Source organism: Caballeronia sp. GAWG1-5s-s (genome assembly GCF_023631445.1).
GTDB lineage: Bacteria > Pseudomonadota > Gammaproteobacteria > Burkholderiales > Burkholderiaceae > Caballeronia.
This window is the reverse complement of record NZ_JALQDC010000033.1, coordinates 1-16,620: the sequence shown is the minus strand read 5'-3', so window position 1 is coordinate 16,620 and position 16,620 is coordinate 1. Positions and strand designations below refer to the sequence as shown.

At 65.2% G+C, this 16,620-nt stretch carries 19 protein-coding genes and 1 pseudogene; 8 read left to right on the top strand and 12 right to left on the bottom strand.

The window, feature by feature from the left end:
- The first annotated feature begins 15 nt into the window (after positions 1-15).
- Entirely contained in the window at positions 16-729 is a 714-nt protein-coding gene (locus NCR34_RS24315) for a TetR/AcrR family transcriptional regulator (RefSeq protein WP_248323723.1), read from the top strand.
- A gap of 27 nt (positions 730-756) precedes the next feature.
- Here NCR34_RS24315 and NCR34_RS24310 read toward each other — a convergent pair whose 3' ends face one another.
- Positions 757-1,629, bottom strand: a complete 873-nt coding sequence (locus tag NCR34_RS24310) for a LysR family transcriptional regulator (RefSeq protein WP_206469894.1) — start codon at positions 1,627-1,629, stop codon at positions 757-759.
- A 97-nt stretch (positions 1,630-1,726) separates the two neighbouring features.
- Between NCR34_RS24310 and NCR34_RS24305 the strand changes: the two genes are divergently transcribed.
- Positions 1,727-2,923, top strand: a complete 1,197-nt coding sequence (locus NCR34_RS24305; protein ID WP_248323722.1) for a YbfB/YjiJ family MFS transporter — start codon at positions 1,727-1,729, stop codon at positions 2,921-2,923.
- A gap of 47 nt (positions 2,924-2,970) precedes the next feature.
- On the opposite strand, the gene NCR34_RS24300 is transcribed toward NCR34_RS24305, so the two are convergent.
- From NCR34_RS24300 to NCR34_RS24290, 3 genes are all read right to left on the bottom strand, one after another.
- Positions 2,971-3,513 carry a DUF2934 domain-containing protein gene (locus NCR34_RS24300; RefSeq protein ID WP_248323721.1) on the bottom strand — a complete coding sequence of 181 codons (543 nt, stop codon included), beginning with the start codon at positions 3,511-3,513 and terminating at the stop codon, positions 2,971-2,973.
- A gap of 211 nt (positions 3,514-3,724) precedes the next feature.
- On the bottom strand, positions 3,725-4,144 hold the full coding sequence (locus NCR34_RS24295) for an organic hydroperoxide resistance protein (protein WP_284506683.1): 420 nt from the start codon (positions 4,142-4,144) through the stop codon (positions 3,725-3,727).
- Between the two features lie 46 nt (positions 4,145-4,190).
- Positions 4,191-4,409 (bottom strand): DUF4148 domain-containing protein, encoded by a 219-nt coding sequence (locus tag NCR34_RS24290; protein ID WP_206470525.1) that lies wholly within the window; start codon positions 4,407-4,409, stop codon positions 4,191-4,193.
- Between the two features lie 364 nt (positions 4,410-4,773).
- Between NCR34_RS24290 and NCR34_RS28090 the strand changes: the two genes are divergently transcribed.
- The 3 genes from NCR34_RS28090 to NCR34_RS24280 are packed head-to-tail and all read left to right on the top strand — an operon-like array spanning position 4,774 to position 6,984.
- The gene (locus NCR34_RS28090) at positions 4,774-4,896 is read left to right on the top strand and encodes a hypothetical protein (protein ID WP_256465420.1); all 123 of its coding nucleotides are present in this window, start codon (positions 4,774-4,776) and stop codon (positions 4,894-4,896) included.
- A gap of 7 nt (positions 4,897-4,903) precedes the next feature.
- A complete protein-coding gene (locus NCR34_RS24285; protein WP_248323720.1) occupies positions 4,904-5,644 on the top strand; it encodes a response regulator in 741 nt (246 codons plus the stop codon).
- Complete coding sequence (locus tag NCR34_RS24280; RefSeq protein ID WP_248323719.1) at positions 5,641-6,984, top strand: sensor histidine kinase; 1,344 nt, start codon at positions 5,641-5,643, stop codon at positions 6,982-6,984. The genes NCR34_RS24285 and NCR34_RS24280 overlap by 4 nt, the downstream gene beginning before the upstream one ends.
- Positions 6,985-7,119: 135 nt before the next feature.
- On the opposite strand, the gene NCR34_RS24275 is transcribed toward NCR34_RS24280, so the two are convergent.
- Positions 7,120-7,416, bottom strand: a complete 297-nt coding sequence (locus NCR34_RS24275; RefSeq protein WP_248323718.1) for a DUF4148 domain-containing protein — start codon at positions 7,414-7,416, stop codon at positions 7,120-7,122.
- Between the two features lie 161 nt (positions 7,417-7,577).
- On the bottom strand, positions 7,578-9,347 hold the full coding sequence (locus tag NCR34_RS24270; RefSeq protein WP_248323717.1) for a cytochrome c biogenesis protein DipZ: 1,770 nt from the start codon (positions 9,345-9,347) through the stop codon (positions 7,578-7,580).
- Between NCR34_RS24270 and NCR34_RS24265 the strand changes: the two genes are divergently transcribed.
- Together NCR34_RS24265 and NCR34_RS24260 are read left to right on the top strand one after the other, a co-directional pair.
- The gene (locus tag NCR34_RS24265) at positions 9,346-9,528 is read left to right on the top strand and encodes a hypothetical protein (protein ID WP_248323716.1); all 183 of its coding nucleotides are present in this window, start codon (positions 9,346-9,348) and stop codon (positions 9,526-9,528) included. The genes NCR34_RS24270 and NCR34_RS24265 overlap by 2 nt on opposite strands.
- Before the next feature lie 25 nt (positions 9,529-9,553).
- Positions 9,554-10,117 (top strand): thioredoxin family protein, encoded by a 564-nt coding sequence (locus tag NCR34_RS24260; RefSeq protein ID WP_248323715.1) that lies wholly within the window; start codon positions 9,554-9,556, stop codon positions 10,115-10,117.
- Positions 10,118-10,174: 57 nt separating this feature from the next.
- On the opposite strand, the gene NCR34_RS24255 is transcribed toward NCR34_RS24260, so the two are convergent.
- From NCR34_RS24255 to kce, 4 genes are all read right to left on the bottom strand, one after another.
- The gene (locus NCR34_RS24255) at positions 10,175-10,966 is read right to left on the bottom strand and encodes an SDR family oxidoreductase (RefSeq protein ID WP_248323714.1); all 792 of its coding nucleotides are present in this window, start codon (positions 10,964-10,966) and stop codon (positions 10,175-10,177) included.
- 58 nt (positions 10,967-11,024) lie between these two features.
- A complete protein-coding gene (locus NCR34_RS24250; protein ID WP_248323713.1) occupies positions 11,025-11,765 on the bottom strand; it encodes a beta-ketoacyl-ACP reductase in 741 nt (246 codons plus the stop codon).
- A 22-nt stretch (positions 11,766-11,787) separates the two neighbouring features.
- Positions 11,788-13,137, bottom strand: coding sequence for an MFS transporter (locus NCR34_RS24245; protein ID WP_175942492.1), 1,350 nt, complete (start codon positions 13,135-13,137; stop codon positions 11,788-11,790).
- A gap of 76 nt (positions 13,138-13,213) precedes the next feature.
- Positions 13,214-14,152, bottom strand: coding sequence for a 3,5-dioxohexanoate:acetyl-CoA acetone transferase (gene kce / locus NCR34_RS24240; protein WP_248323712.1), 939 nt, complete (start codon positions 14,150-14,152; stop codon positions 13,214-13,216).
- A gap of 147 nt (positions 14,153-14,299) precedes the next feature.
- Between kce and NCR34_RS24235 the strand changes: the two genes are divergently transcribed.
- A complete protein-coding gene (locus NCR34_RS24235; protein ID WP_248323711.1) occupies positions 14,300-15,325 on the top strand; it encodes an AraC family transcriptional regulator in 1,026 nt (341 codons plus the stop codon).
- Positions 15,326-15,340: 15 nt separating this feature from the next.
- Here the strand turns inward: NCR34_RS24235 and NCR34_RS24230 are convergent, their stop codons facing one another.
- A complete protein-coding gene (locus NCR34_RS24230; RefSeq protein ID WP_248323710.1) occupies positions 15,341-16,222 on the bottom strand; it encodes a LysR family transcriptional regulator in 882 nt (293 codons plus the stop codon).
- A gap of 319 nt (positions 16,223-16,541) precedes the next feature.
- Positions 16,542-16,620: pseudogene (gene sdhB, locus NCR34_RS24225) on the bottom strand (succinate dehydrogenase iron-sulfur subunit); the annotation flags it as partial.

The window sequence follows — 16,620 nt, the reverse complement described above, 5'->3', positions numbered from 1 at the left end:
TGCGATGCAGCCGTCATGGTCGACAAGAGCGAAAGCGGTCTCGCCGAGCCGACGCGCGCGAGAAAGCGCGCGACGAAGTCAACGGAACAAGAACAGCACAAGCCCTATCACCACGGATCGCTGCCGCAAGCGTTGTTGCAGGCCGCCGAAGTGGTTCTGAAGCGCGAAGGAATCAGCGGGTTGAGCCTCAGAGCCATCGCGCGCGAGGCGGGCGTCTCGCATACCGCGCCTCAGCATCACTTCGGCGATACGGCTGGCGTGCTGAGCGAACTCGCGGCCGATGGCTTCATGCGTCTGTCGGCGTGCATTGCGAATAGCGCGCGGGACGCGCGAGACGCGTCGGACAGACCGAGGGCCATCGCGCGTGGATATATCGAGTTCGCGAAGAAGAACCCGGATCTCATGCGGCTGATGTCGCGCGGCGAGATGTTCGATGCCGAAAGGCCATCGCTGATCGAGGCGCGACGAACCGCTGGCCTCGCGTTGGCCGGCGTATTTGGCGACGCGCCGCCCGCGCCGCCATCGGGCAAGCACACTTTCGGACCGATGGACGCCTCGCGCGCCGTCGCGCTCACCGCAGCGTGGGCGTATGTGCACGGGCTCGCCTTGCTGCTGATCGATGGTCGTCTGGACGGGCTCGCCGCATCCGCCGAAGGCATTCGCCACGCAGACGATCTCGTCATGGCGGCGATCGATCAGGTGCAGTTGAGCATCGGCCAAGCCTCATGACGGGCGACGCGGGCGACGCGTAGGCGCTCACGACCGCGCGAGCAGCAAGTCGCGCAATGCGCCGAGCGCCGCCGAGAAGTGTCCCTTGCGCCACACGAGCAGCGTGCTCACCCGGCCGAGATCGCCGAGGGAATGCAGTTCCACTTCGTCGGCCAGTCCCGCGAGTTCCAGCACCGAGCGCGGCGCGACGGCCACGCCCGCGCCCGCGGACACGCACGCGACGATCGCGTGATACGAACCCAGCTCCAGCACGCGCGCCGGCCGGATGCCTTGCTCTTCGTACCAGCGCATCGCATAGGCGCGATACGCGCAGCCGCGCTCGAACGCGACGAGCGTGAGCCCGGCGATCTGCTGCGCCATGGCGGTCGGATGCTGCCCACGCGGCGTGACCAGCACGAGTTCTTCCTCGAACACGGGCACCGTTTCGAACAGCTCGGCGGGAAGCGCGTTCGGCTCGATAGGACGCGCGAGCACGGCGGCATCGACTTCATACGCACGCACGCTGTCGATGAGCGCGCGGGTCACGCCCGTCGCCAGTTCCAGCGTCACGTCCGGCCAGCGTTGATGGTAAGCCGCGAGCACGCGCGGCAGCCGGCTCGCGGCCGTGCTTTCCATGGTGCCGAGACGCAAACGCCCTTGCGGACGGTTTTCGCGGACCGCGTGACGCGCTTCGTCGGCCAGCGCGAGCAGGCGCTCGGCGTACGGCAGCAGCGTCTCGCCTGCGGGCGTGAGCACGAGCTTTCGGCCGTTGCGCTCGAAAAGCTCGGTGCCGAGCGTCTCCTCCAGTTGGCGAATGCGCGTCGTCACGTTCGACTGCACGCGATTCAGCTTGGCCGCCGCTTTCGTCACGCCCGCTTCGCGCACGACAGTCCGGAAAATCGCCAATGAGCCCAGGTCCATGATCTGCATCCGAGATTGATCGCATCTTGATTATTCATTTTTCAAGATGCGGCGGTCAAGCTAGCATCGAGAAACTGCTCGTCTTTCTCGATCTGTCATGGCTACGTCTGCTGAAGCTCACGCACCGTCAACGCATCCCGCGCGCGATGCGGCGCTCGCCTGTGCCGTCGCGCTCGCCGTGGCGCTCGGCGTCGGTCGATTCGCGTTCACGCCGCTCTTGCCCTTGATGCTCAAGAGCGGCGCGCTCGATATTCGTCAGGGCGGATGGCTCGCATCGGCCAATTACGCGGGATATCTGATCGGCGCGCTAACGTGCGCGGCCATTCGCATCGATCACGGCCGCATGGTGCGACTCGCGCTCGTGACGACCGCCGTCTTCACGCTGGCGATGGGTCTCGTGCACGTCTTCTGGGTGTGGACCGCGATACGCTTCGCGGCGGGCGTCGTCAGCGCGTGGGCCTTCGTGTTCGCATCGCAATGGGGCCTGCGGCGTCTCGCGGAACTCAACGCGCACGGCATGAGCGGCGTGATCTACGCGGGACCGGGTGTCGGCATCGTCGCGACTGGTCTGCTCGGCGCGGGTGCCGCCGCGTACGGCGTCAGCGCGCCGTGGGTGTGGGCGGGCTTCGCGGCGTGCTCGGCCGTGGCGATCGCGTTCATCTGGCAGGCGTTCGCGCTGACGCCCTCGCCGGCCTCCGGGCACGCGCACGCTGCACGCGCCACCGCGCACGCCTCGACGCGTGGCGATGCGTTCTGGCTCGTCAGCCTGTATGGTCTCGCCGGCTTCGGCTACATTATCACCGCGACGTTCCTGCCGGTCATCGCGCGACACGCGTTGCCGGGGTCGCCGTGGCCTGATCTGTTCTGGCCGGCGTTCGGGCTGGCGCTGATGGTGGGCGCGGTCTTCGGCGCCCGTCTGCCGATTGCATGGGACAACCGGCGCCTGCTGGCTGCGTGCTACGTCGTGCAGGCGGCGGGCATCGGTCTCGGCGTCGTGTCGCCGACCGCCATCGGGCTGGGCGCGGGCACCGTGCTGCTCGGCTTGCCGTTCACCGCGATCACGCTCTTCGCCATGCGCGAGGCGCGCCGCTTGCGCGGCGATGCGGCAGCCGGCCTGATGGGCTACGCGACGGGCGCGTATGGCCTCGGACAGATCGTCGGGCCGATCGTCGCCGCGCCGATCGCAGAGCGAACCGGATCGTTCTCGTACGCGCTGTGGATCGCGGCTGCGGCGCTGGCGCTGGGCGCGGTGGCGTTGGCTATCGTGAGCAGGCGCGGCGGCAAGCAAGCGTAGCGAACCGCGCCTCGCGTCGATATGCCTATAGGACGCTCGCCGCAGTCCTAGTTCGACTCGGCCTGTCCTTCGACGGCCTTCGTCCCGCGCGGCTTCTTCGCGGGCTTGGGAGCGTCGGCATCGGCCGTCTTGCTGCCGCGTTTGGCTTTCGGCTCGCTCGCAGCGGCGGCAGATTTGGCCTTCGCTTCGGCCGCCGGTTCCTTCGCCTTCGCGGGCTTCTTCGCGGCGGACTTCGGTTCGGACTTCGGCGCCGACTTCGCCGCCGTCTTGGTTGCGCTCTTGGTTGCGGTCTTCGCTGCGGTCTTTACCGGCGTCTTCGTCTTGGCTTTCGTCTTCTTGTCGGCCTCGGACGCATCGGACGCATCAGAGTTCGCGGATGCAGCGCCCTTCTTGGCCTTCGCCGGCTTCTTTGCGCTCGACGCCGCATGCTCGTCGATGACCGCATCGCGCGACGGCGCGACGCCTTCTTCCTTCAGTTGAGCGATGGCCTGCTGCCAATAAACGTGATCGCGCCCGGAATGTCGGCCGTCGGCCTCCCAGAGGAGATAGGCACGGGTTCGGATATCTTCTTCGCGCAACTTGGACTGCATCGTGACTCCGAGAGCTGAGTGAGGTTCAAGCGAACATATCAGGTCGTCTCGCGCCGTTCAACCGCGGACCGCGCAATCGCACGGCGGTTCGGGCCTTGCGACGACCGCGTTCGGTCGAGGCACGCGCCATGCCCGCTCTTACGCATCCCCGGAAGTCACGACATTTCGGCGGCAGCGAGCGCATCCTCGCGCCGCCGCCATGCCGCCGCGCTCACATGACCTCGATGGTCACGTCGATATTGCCGCGCGTCGCCTTCGAGTACGGGCAGGTCTGATGCGCGCCCTCGACGATCGCGTGCGCCGTATCGCGGTCGATGCCCGGCACGCTCACCGCAAGCCGCGCGCGCAGCAGATACGCGCCGTCGTGCGTGCCGAGATCCACTTCGGCGTCGACGGCCGTATCGTCGGGCAGCTTCACTTGCAGCACGGCGGCGGCCTTGCGCATTGCGCCGATGAAACACGCCGACCAGCCCGCCGCGAACATCTGCTCCGGGTTGGTGCCCGCGCCGGCCGCGCCGGGCGTCGATAGCTTCACGTCGAGCCGGCCGTCGGAGCTGCGCGCGTGTCCTTCGCGGCCTCCGGTCACGCGCGTTTTGCCGGTATAGAGCACAGTATCCATGTGTGTCGTCATGGTGATCCTCAAATGGTTCGAAATCAGGCGATGAATGCTCAGGCGCTTAGCTACCGCGATAGAGACTCGCCAGCGCCGCGATCTGCCCGCTCTTTTGCGCCTGCACGAGTTCACTGCGGACTTCAGCGCGCGTCTTGCCCATGACGCGATGCACCGCCGACGACTGCGCATCCTGCGACGCGGGCGCGGTATCGTTGACTGCGGCTTGCGCGGCTCCCGCAAATGCGCTGGCGGCGACGAACAAAGCGATGATCGAAGTTTTCATTATTGAGCTCCTTGAGGTTGAAAGTGACGACGCTTATCAGGTGCCGGCGCGCGCTCACTTGCGTGCGTACTTGCGTGTGTACTTGCGTTGTCTGCACCGTCTGCTGCCGTGACGCCATTGAAACGCGCCCGTGTATCCGCCATGTTTCAGATAAGCGCCGTGTTCGAATCGCTCTGTATCAGGCCGCCTCCGGATACAAGGCGATACAAACGCGGCGCCGCGCGGGTCGCTACGTGAGCGACGCATGCAACGCTATGTATCGCCCAAAGCCGCGGATACACTGCGATACAAAACGCGCCGCCCGCGTGTCGAAACCGCGCGCGCTTTGGGCTATAAAGCTTGCATGTCAACGCTGGAGTCATCCGTGAAACGCATGCTGGCAATCGTCGCCTTCCTCGCGGGCGGACTGGCGGCCGAACTCGCGCATCCGGTGCAGTGCCTGTTGCTCACGCCCGCCCGGGTGCAATCCAAGCGCAAGAAGCCATGAGCGATCGATGGAAACCACCGACCACGTGCTGATCGTCGACGACGACCGCGGCATCCGCGAACTGCTCGCGACGTATCTGGAGAAGAACGGCATGCGCGTGTCGCTTGCCGCCAATGGCCGGCAAATGCGCGCCGTGCTCGAACAGGGCGCGCCGGATCTGATCGTGCTCGATCTAATGCTGCCGGGCGAAGACGGACTCGTGCTATGCCGCGAGTTGCGCGCGGGCAAGTTCCGCTCCGTTCCGGTGCTCATGCTGACCGCGCGCAACGAGGAAGCCGATCGCATTCTCGGCCTCGAAATGGGCGCGGACGACTATCTGCCGAAACCGTTCGCCGTGCGCGAACTGCTCGCGCGCATGCGCTCCGTCCTGCGCCGCACGCGCATGCTGCCGCCCGGCATGCAGGTGACGGAGACGGCGCCCGTGCTGGCTTTCGGCGACTGGCGGCTCGACACGACCGCGCGCCATCTGGTCGACGCCGACGGTACGATGGTCGCGCTCTCGGGCGCCGAATATCGCTTGCTGCGCGTGTTTCTGGATCACCCGCAGCGCGTGCTCACGCGCGATCAGCTGCTCAATCTGACGCAAGGCCGTCAGGCCGATCCGTTCGACCGTTCCATCGACCTGCTCGTGAGCCGCCTGCGTCAGCGCCTGAAGGACGAAGCGCGCGAGCCGCGCTACATCAAGACGCTGCGCAGCGAGGGCTATGTGTTCTCCGCCGCGGTGACGCCGCTCGGCGGCACGCCATGAGCGCGCGCATCGGGGTATCGGAGGACGCGCCGCGCGCAGCCGCCGCGTGGCTGCGCCTGCCGCGCACGCTCTTCGCGCGGCTAGCGGTCATCTTGCTGATCGGGCTCGCGGTGGCGCAGGCGGCCGCGTTCTGGCTCACCATGACCGAGCGCGACCGAAGCATGACGAACGTGATGACGGGCTACGTCGAGCGCGAAGTGGCGAGTTCGGTCGCGCTGCTCGATCATCTGCCGCCCGGCGAGCGCGCCGCGTGGCTGCCGCGGCTCGCGCGGCGCACGTACGATTTCATTCTCGGTCCGGGCGTGAGCGGCGCGCCGCCCGACGCCGCGCTGTCCGAGCGATTCGCGCAGTCGATTGCGGAGGGCATCGGCAAGCGTTATCCGCTGAAGGCGAACGCCGTGCCCGGCCACGCCGAACGGTTTCAGATCCATTTGCGCCTCTCCGACGGCTCGCCGCTCACCATCGACATGCGCCCGATGAAAGGCACGCCGCTGTCGAGCTGGCTGCCTTTCGTGCTCGCGTTGCAACTCGCGGTGGTGGTGGCGTGCTGCTGGATCGCGGTGCGCCTCGCCACGCGCCCGCTCGCGGAACTGGCGCACGCGGCCGACACGCTCGGTCCCGATCTGAAGGGACAGCGGCTGCCCGAAGAAGGCCCGGACGAAGTGCTGCGCGCGGCGAAGGCGTTCAACGCGATGCAGGATCGCGTCGCGATGTACATGGCGCAGCGCATGCAGATACTCGCGGCGATCACGCATGATCTGCAAACGCCGATCACGCGCATGCGCCTGCGCGTGGACGTGATGGACGACAGCGCGACTGGCGCGAAGCTCCGGCAGGACTTACAGGAGATGGAAACGCTCGTGAAAGAAGGCGTGACGTACGCGCGGACGTTGCACGGCACGCAGGAAGCGCCCGTGCGCATCGATCCGGATGCGCTCATCGAAAGCATCGTCGACGACTACCGCGACGCGAGAAAGAGCGTGTCGCTCGAAGGCCGCATCGGTCATGCGATGGTGACGCGTCCGCAGGCGTTGCGGCGCATCGTCGGCAATCTCGTCGACAATGCGTTGAAGTTTTCGGGCGCGGCGGAGATCGAAATGAAGTCGCTCGCCGACGGCCGCGCGCGCATCTCGGTGATGGATCGCGGACCGGGCATCCCGGAGGCGTCGCTCGAAGCGGTGTTCGAGCCTTTCGTGCGGCTGGAAAGCTCGCGCAATCGCGATACGGGCGGCACGGGGCTGGGACTTGCCATCGCGCGGCAACTCGCGCGGGCGATGGATGCCACGTTGACGTTGCATGCGCGAGAAGGCGGCGGCTTGGAGGCGCGGCTGGTTTTGTGAGTGGTTGTTTCGCGTTGCATGCTGCACGACTCGCTCGCGCGATGCGAGGCGATACCGGTAGGAAGGGCGCCTAATCGGCAACTTACGATGAACGCCAAGACGACTTTACATCCGCGCGATCCGAACGCATCCGCATCACGGACGCGCATACACGGAGCCCAGCCCGACGACCTCACCCCGTCGCACGCCCGCCTGCGACGCGCCGGCCGCCGCGCCGCCGTACGCGCCATCGCCCGAATGCAGGCGCGCAACCGCGGCCTCGATGTTCTTCGGATACTGCGAATGATCGCTTGCCGGGTTATAGCCGGCCTGCTCCAGTTGAACGAGCTCGGCACGCACTTGCGCGCGCGTGATGTCGCTGTCGCTCTGCGCGAAGGTAACGATGGGCGCGACGGCAAGCGCGGCGGCAGCAATCAGTTGCATGGCTTTCATGATGTTCTCCAAACGTCGAGGGGTTGACTGCAAGACCGGAATCGAATCGGCCTTGCATGAGACGTATTGAACGCGCCAACGTATCTGGCTTGTTTCCGCCAGCGCTGCCCAGCGCAAGCGCATGTGTCATGCGCCGCGCCGGATACACAGCGATACAAACATCAGCCGAAGGTGAACGCATAGGCCCGCGCGCCGCCGTCGAGAAACTCGATCTGGAACGTGCGGTCATCGACGGTTCCGCTCTGGCGCACCAGTTGATAGAGGCGCGCGCTATCGACGACGCCGTTGCCGTTCGCATCGACGTCCGCGCCGTGCGACGCGCCCGGGGCCGCGCCATCCACGGTCACGCGAAAGCGCACCGGCTTGCCGTCGGCGGCGGGCGCGAGCACGAGATGAAGATCGCGCGCATGAAAGCGATACGCGATGCGCGCATGCGACGCGACAGGCACGGCCGCCTCCGCGCCGATGTTCCACTGCCCGCCGAGCGCCCATTCGTTCAGCGCAAGACGGGGCGGCAGCGCGTAGTCGGCGGCGGCATCGCGCACGACTTGCTGGCCGAGCGCCTGTCCTTCTGCCTCGCGATAGCCGACATACGTTTCGCTCGACGCCTCGTGCGCCGGATCGGCGGCCACTTGCGTCCCGCTCGCGACGACCGCCGGGCGCGCGCCCGCGTCCGGCGTCCGCGCAGCATCGCCCAGTAATTGGCGGATCACATGCTCGGCCTCCTGGTAGCCACCCTCGCCGAAGTGGTGATAGCGAATGCGCCCTTCCTGATCGACGATATAGAACGCCGGCCAATAGCGATTGCCGAACGCTTGCCAGATGCGGTAATCGTTATCGACCGCGACGGGATACGACACGCGCAGATCCCGCAGCGCGCGCCGAACGTTGCCGGTGTCGTACTCGAAGCCGAATTCGGGCGTATGCACGCCGAGCACGACAAGCCCGTTGCCGCCGTATTGCTGCGCCCACGTCCGCAGATACGGCAGCGTGCGCAGGCAATTGATGCACGAGTACGTCCAGAAGTTGACGACGACGACCTTGCCGCGCAATGCATCGCGCGAAAGCGGCGGCGAGTTGAGCCACTGCGTCGCGCCGTCGAGCGCGGGCAGCGCGCCTTGTACCGGAAGATTCGCCGATGCGTCAGAAGACGACATCGCCACGCGCACGATGCGCGGCTTTTGCGCTTCGCCGGGCGACGGCGCGCGCGCGGACAAGAGCGCGACGAGCCGGCTCTCGATGCCATCGGTCGAGACGCCCTTGACGATCGCGAGCACGCGCGTGTCGACGCCCGAAGCGATGGCGGCGACGGTCAGCAGCACGAGCGCGCCCATCGCCCGGCGCACGTGCTCGCCGATGCCGAACGATCGCTTGAGGCCGTCGAGCGCGCGCTTGCCGAGCGACGACGCCACCGCGAGCGCGCACGCCGCGCCCGTCGCGTAGGCCGCGAGCGCCGCGCCGGTGTGCCAGCTGGCGCCATTCAGCGCCGCGCCGGAGAGAATCGCGCCGAGTATCGGACCGGCGCACGGCGCCCAGAGCAGGCCGGTGGCCGCGCCGAGCAGCATCGCGGGAAGAATGCGGCGCGATGCGCTTTGCGCCTCAGACCGCGCGATGAAGCGGTTCGCCAGCGCGGAGAGCGGCAACGCGAGCCGCGCGGCGATAGCGGGAAAGAGCAGCGACGCGCCGAACAGCGCGAACAGGCCGAGCGCGAGCCAGCGGCCGTACTGGCTCAACTGCGCCGCGCCGGCGAGGCCCGCCGCGCCCAGGCCGGTGACGAGCGTGAACATGCCGGCGAGGCCGGCGAGGAGCGGCAGTCGATCGGTGAGAAACGGCCGGTCGGTGCGTGCGAAGATGAACGGCACGACCGGCAGAATACAGGGACTGAGCACGGTGAACGCGCCGCCCAGAAAAGCCACGATGATCAGCAACATGAGACTGCCCTCCATGAATGAGCGATGGCGCTATTTCACGGCTGGCATGTATCGCGCGAATGTCGCGATTCGGGCGTTATGTATCGCCATGTATCTGCGGCGCGCGGCGATACATGACGACGCGATTCGCTTCAACGCGGGACACAGTGCGGATACATCGGCGCGCTGCAATACAGGCTGACATCAACCACCCAAGGAGAGTCACCATGTTCGGTCGTCTGAGGATTGCAGCAGTCGCGCTCGGCATCGCGGCGACGGCGGGCTTTGCGGCATTCGCGTCGAATGGCGCTTCGGCGCTCGGCTCCGCGGCTATCGCGAATGGAGAACAAGCGCCCGAATTCACGGGCATCGACAACTGGTTCAACAGCGCGCCGCTGCAGTTGAAGCAGTTACGCGGCAAGGTGGTGCTCGTCGATTTCTGGACCTTCGACTGCATCAATTGCGCGCACACGCTGCCGTACATTAAGGAGTGGAACGCGCGTTATCGCGACAAAGGGCTCGTGGTGATCGGCGTGCATTCGCCGGAATTCGCATTCGAACGCGACACGGGCAATCTCAAGAAAGCGATTGCGAAAAACGGCATTACGTATCCGGTCGCGCAGGACAACCAGTTCGCGACGTGGCGCGCGTACGGCAATCAGTACTGGCCCGCGCTGTATCTGATCGATCAGAACGGCAAGCTCGTGTACAGCCACTTCGGGGAAGGGCAGTACGCGCAGACGGAGGAGAAGATCAAGAGCTTGCTTGCGGGTGGGGAGAAGCGGGAGTGAGCGCGGTTAGCTTGCTAGTCAGCGCGGCTTCGCTTCCGCGCTGACTGAACATGCTGCCTACAAATACTCTACGTTCCCATCCACGCTAATGGCTTGCCCCGTGATATTCCTCGCCGCCGGCGACGCAAGAAAAAGCGTCATCGCTGCAATATCCTCGACCGTCACCATGCGACGCAGCGATATCTTCTTCAGATACTCGTCGCGCATGGCATCGAACGAAACGCCGACCGACTGCGCGCGCGCCGCGATCACGCGATCCATCCGTTCGCCCTGCACCACGCCGGGCAAGATCGCGTTGACGCGAATGTTGCTCGGGCCGAGCTCGATGGCGAGCGACTTCATGAGGCCCACGAGCGCCCACTTCGTCGCGGCATACGGCGTGCGAAACGCATAGCCGAGCCGTCCCGCCACCGACGACATCGTGATGATGCTCGCCCGCGCCGACGTCTCCTTCATGAGCGGCACCGCCTTGCGCAAGAAGTAGAACTGGCTGTTGAGATTGGTCGTGACGGTGCGCTCCCACTGCGAGCGATCGAGTTCTTCGACCGATCCCGTCGGACCCGCGATGCCCGCGTTGTTCACGAGCACGTCGAGGCCGCCGAGCGCGGCGCGCGCTTCGTCGATGACGTGATCGACCTGCTGCGGATCGCTCACGTCGGCCACGCAGCCATGCAGCGACGCGTGCATGGCCGTGAAGCGTTCGACCGCCGCGGCATCCACATCGCAGATGAATACCTGCGCCTGCGTCTCAAGAAAGGCTTGTGCAATGCCCGCGCCGATGCCCGACGCCGCGCCGCTAATGAGGACGCGCAAGCCCGGCTGCGGTTTCAGAAGTTCGAATGTGTTCATGTTCAGGTGGACCATGCGTTAGCGCGGGACCGTATCGAAGCATCGAGGCATCGAGGCATTAAAGCGTCATGCCGCCGGATACCTCGATGACCGCGCCGTTGATATAGCTCGCTTCGTCGCTTGCGAGGAAGGCGTAGACGTTGGCGACTTCTTTGGGACGCCCGAGCCGCCCGAGCGGCACTTGCGCGCGCATCTTGCCGAGCACGTCGTCGGGAATGGTGGAGAGAATCGGCGTCTCGACGAAACCCGGCGCGACCGCGTTCACGCGAATGCCCTTCGGCCCCAGCTCGCGGCTCCAGGTCTTCGTAAAGCCGATCACGCCGAACTTGGACGCCGCGTAATTGGTCTGCCCGAAGTTGCCGTAGATGCCGACCACTGAGCTCGCGTTGAGAATCACGCCCGAACCTTGCGCGATCATGCCGTCCACCACCGCCTGGCTGGCATGGAACACGGCGCGCAGATTCACGTCGATCACGGCGTCGAACTGTTCGATAGTCATCTTCTGCAGGCGCGCATCGCGCGTGATGCCCGCGTTGTTCACGAGCACGTCGATTTTGCCGTGCCGCTCGCGCACGGCGGCGACCATCGCGTCCACGCTGTCACGGTCGGACATGTCGACGCGAAACGCCGAAGCCTCGGCGCCGGCCTCGCGGCATTGCGCGATCACGTCCTTCGCGGCTGAGTCGTTGATATCGCACGCGACGACGATCCCGCCTTCGCGCGCGAACTTCAATGCCGTGGCCGCGCCGATGCCCTGTCCCGCGCCCGTGATGATCGCTACTTTGTTCTGGAGTCTCATCGTTGAAGTCTTCTCGTGTCAGTCAGGAGTGGATGGCCGCCTTGCCATTGCTCATTGCCGACGCCGCGCCCGCTTCGCGCCGGATCGCTCGCGCGAAAACCGGCACGAGCGCGAGCCCGAGCACCGAGGCCACGACGATCACGAGGAAGCCGGAATCGCTGCGCCCCGTGACCGTCTCCGTCATGCCGAACAGATACGGTCCGACGAATCCGCCAATCAGCCCGATCGTATTGATGAACGCGAGGCCCGCCGCTGCCTGAATGCCTTGCAGCCGCTTCATCGCGATGGCCCAGTACGAAGGCAGGACGCCGCCGCCGAAGAACGCCGTGACCGCGAGCAATGTCATGCGCGCCGCGGGATGGGCCGTCGCCACGAACGCACACGCGCCCGCGACGAGCCCAGCCGTGAGTATGCCCAGATACACGCAGTCGTTGCCATAACGACGATGGATGCGCGGCAGAATCAGCACGCCGAGCAGAAAGCCCACGCCCACGCTGCTCGACAGCAGACCGACGATGAACGGCGAGTTAACGTGCATCTGATGAATCATCGCGGGCGTGAAGAAGTAAAGCCCGACGAAGGCGACCTGATTCAGAAAGTAGATGAGCCCGATGAGCACGGTCGTCGGCCGCTTGAGCGCCGCGAGCCAGTCCGCCGACGTCAGCTCCGGATGCCCGTGCGTATCGATGACCGCGCGCGCTTCGAGGGCTTGCGCTTCATCGGACGAGAGCCAGCGCGCATTATGCGGACGCTCCGGCAGCTTGAAGTACAGCAGCACGCCCGCGAGCACGCTGGGAATGCCTTCGATCATGAACATCCATTGCCAGCCATGCAGGCCGCCGATGCCGCCCAACTGCATCAGCGCGCCGCCGATCGGATTGCCGAGCACCAGCGCGAGCGCCGGCGCCGTGTAGATCCAGCCTACCGCGATAGGCCGGTCAGCGGGCGCGAACCACAGCGTGACCATGTACATGAGCGCGGGAAAGAGCCCCGCTTCCGCGATGCCCAGCAGCACGCGCAGCACATAGAACGACCACTCGCCCTGCACGAACATCATCGCGGTGGAAAGAATGCCCCAGCTCACCGCGATGCGCGCGATCCAGCGGCGCGGCCCCACGCGATGCGCCGCGAGATTGCTCGGCACTTCGAGCAGCGCATAGCCGATAAAGAAGATGCCGGAGCCGAGGCCGTACGCGGCCGCGCTGATGCCCACGTCGGCGGCAAGTTGCACCTTCGCGAGCGCCACGTTCGTGCGATCGAGAAAGGACATGAAATAGATCGCGCACATGAGCGGGATGAGCCGCAGCATCGCCTTGCGCGTCGCGGCGCGATGGATCGCGTCGACCGTGTCGTTGAGAGCGCCGGTGTTCATGTTGTCTCCTGAAAGAATGGCTGCCGTTGTTATGTGTTGCTTTAGGCAGGCCGTGTGGATTCGATAACTGCGTTAATCAGAGCGTGACGTGATCGCGTCCCTTGAGGCCGAGCATGGCGCGGGCGTCCGCGGGCGTCGCGATTTCGAACGACAGGTCTTCGAGAATGCGGCGGATTTTCCTGACCTGCTGCGCGTTGGATTCGGCTTTCACGCCCTTCGCGAGATAGATGCTGTCTTCCAGCCCGACACGCACGTTGCCGCCGAGGATGGCGCTCATCGTGACGAGCGGCATCTGATGGCGTCCTGCGCCGAGCACGGAAAACAAGTAGTTCTCGCGACCGAACAAGCGGTCCGCGGTGGCGCGCATCACCGTCATGTTCTCCGGGTCCGGGCCCATGCCGCCGAGAATGCCGAAGACCGACTGGATGAAGAAGGGCGGTTTGACGAGCCCCTGATCCACGAAATGCGCGAGATTGTAGAGATGCCCGAGGTCGTAGCATTCGAATTCGAAGCGCGTGCCTTTGCCGCCCAGTTCGAGCAGGATGTGCTTGATGTCCTTGAAGGTGTTGCGAAAGATCATGTCTTCCATGCCTTCCACATAGCCCTTCTCCCACTCATAGCGCCACGTCGAAATCTTCGATGCCAGCGGATGAATCGAGAAGTTCATCGAGCCCATGTTGAGCGAGCACATCTCGGGAGCCGCTGCCAGCGGATATGCGAGCCGTTCTTCGAGCGTCATGCGGGTGCTGCCGCCCGTCGTGATGTTGATGACGGCATCGGTCGCCTCGGCTATAGCGGGCACGAACTGCCTGAAGATGTCGGGGCTCGGCGTGGGGCGTCCGTCGATGGGATCGCGCGCATGCAGATGGATGATGGCGGCGCCCGCTTCGGCGGCTTCGATGGACTGTGTACGGATATCGTCGGGCGTGAGCGGCAAATGCTCCGACATCGAAGGAACGTGCGTGGCGCCCGTGACGGCGCACGAGATGATGACCTTGCGGCCGGGATTGCTCATGATGCTGTCCTCGTCTCCATGATGCCGCCGCGCTTCGCGCAACGGCGGCTTGTGACACTGATGTTATTGAGTTAGCATCCGGCCGGAAAGGTCATTTCCGGACAGGCGAGAGTCCTGCGAGGACATAGCGAATCCAGCGAGCGAGTCATGGCGACGATCCGGCCCCCACTCAACGAACGCATGTACGCGCCGTACAAAATCGCGGCGCTGGTCGAGGTGCTGGCGGAGCAAGGCATCGCCGCCGCCGACAGTCTGCGGGGCACGGGCGTCAGCGTCGAGGCGCTGCAGGATGCGTCCGTGCTCACGTCCATCGGCCAGTACGCCACCGTGTGCAGGAACGCGATCTCGCTGTCGTGCGATCCCGCGACGCCGTTCAAGGTCGGCAGGAAGCTGCATCTTTCGGCTTACGGCATGTATGGCTATGCGCTCATGTCCTGTCTCTCGCTGCGGGACTACTTCAAGCTGGGCGTGAAGTACCATCGGCTCGCCACGCCGACGGTTGCCATCGAATGGACCGAGTATCCGGACCGCATGGTCTGGACTTTTCCCGACGCGTTCATCTCCAGTCCGTCGCGCGAGTTACGGGAGTTCATCATCGAGCAGCAGTACACGCAGCACGTCACGCATCTGCAGGATGTCGCGGGCGGGCTGTGTCCGCCGATCAAGGCATGCTTCTCGTATGCCGCGCCTGCGCATGCGGACATTTACCCGGAGTATCTCGGCTGTCCTTGCTACTTCGAGCAAGAGCAATGCGAGCTGATCTACGACAGCGCGATTCTCGATCGCAAGCCGCAACTCGCGCATCAGCTCACGGCGTCGCTGTTGCAGGAAACGTGCGACAGGCTCATCGGTCAGGCGAAGACATCGAGCGGTGTCGCGGGCGAGGTCTATCAGATACTGATGAGCACGCCCGGCGTCTTTCCCGGCATGGAGGCGACAGCCGAGCACATGCACATGACAACGCGCACGCTGCGGCGGCGTCTGCAAGCAGAAGGCACGTCGTTTCTCGCGATCGTCGACGATGTGCGCCGTTCCCTCGCGCTCGAATACCTGAAGACCACAAAGATGAATACCGACGACGTCGCGATGCTGCTCGGCTTCAGCGATACGGCGAACTTCCGTCGCGCGTTGAAACGCTGGACGGGCAAGGGACCGGGCGAGCTACGGAAATAACGTTCGTCGTCCTTATTATCTTGCGGCGTCCTTCAATGCCTCGCGCACATGACGTACGAAGCGGGCCGTGACCGCGTTCTCTTTCGCCGATGGCCACGCCAAACCCACGCGCCACTTCGCATGTTTGCCGTTCAGCGGCAGGACGGTTGCATCGCGTAGCAAATGCTGCGCGCGCGACGGGATAAACGCGACGCCCACGCCCGCCGCAACGGACGTGAGCACCGATTGCACGTCTTCCGCGTGCTGCGTGACGTTCGGCACGAAACGCCGTTCGCCGCACCATCGGTCGATCTGGGCCGCGAGACCGGGACCGCGTGCGCGCGACAACGCGATAAAGCCGATGTCGTTGAGCACGCCGAGGTCCTTCGGAAGGCGCTTGTAGCGGGTATCCGCGGGCATCGCGAGCGCGAGACCTTCGTCGATCACTCTGAACGATGTCAGTCCGCTCGCCGCCGGCAGACGCATGAAGCCTGCATCGAGCTTGCCGGCGAGAATGCGCCGGCTCTGCTCCGACGATGAGAGATCCGAGAGCGTGATCGCCACGCCGGGATTCTGCCGGCGAAAGTCCGCAATGAGCCGCGGCACCAGCGTGAGCACCGAAAGACAAATGCCGATGCGCAAATGCCCGGTTCTGCCGCTGCTGGCATCGCGCGCGCGGGCGAGGATATCGTCGGCGTCGCGCATCAGCGCCTGCGCATCCGGCAGAAACGCTTCACCGAAGAGCGTCAGCTCCGCGCCATGCCTGCCGCGTTCGAACAGCTTGCCGCCCAGACTCGCTTCGAGCGCGCCGATCTGCTTGCTAAGGGCGGGCTGACTCACGTGTAACGCGTCCGCCGCGCGGCTGAAATGGCGCAGTTCGGCCACCGCGAGAAACGTCTTCAACAGTTTCAATTCCATTCGACGCCGTTATCAGATGCGGAAAATCATTCATTTTACAAATGGAACGCGCAGTCGTTGAATGAGGGCTGGAATTGAACTCAAGGAACGGACATGACATCTCGCACGACCGTGCGTCGTCGCGCTGCGCGTCGCGGCAACGACATGCAGGCTGAAGCGGCTTCGGTGAAAGATGAAACAAAGACATCGTCTCGACCGCCGCGTTACCGGGCGGTCGAGAGCGAAGAAGAGGACAGACGCGCGACCGGATCGATCGCGTTGAGCTTTGCGGTAGTCAGGCGCGGCCCGCGATGAGCCGCGAGTCGGAACGATGCGTGTCTTAAACCGCCCGCCGCACCAGCATTTCCCGAATCTTGCCGATGGCCTTCGTCGGGTTGAGACCCTTCGGGCACACATCG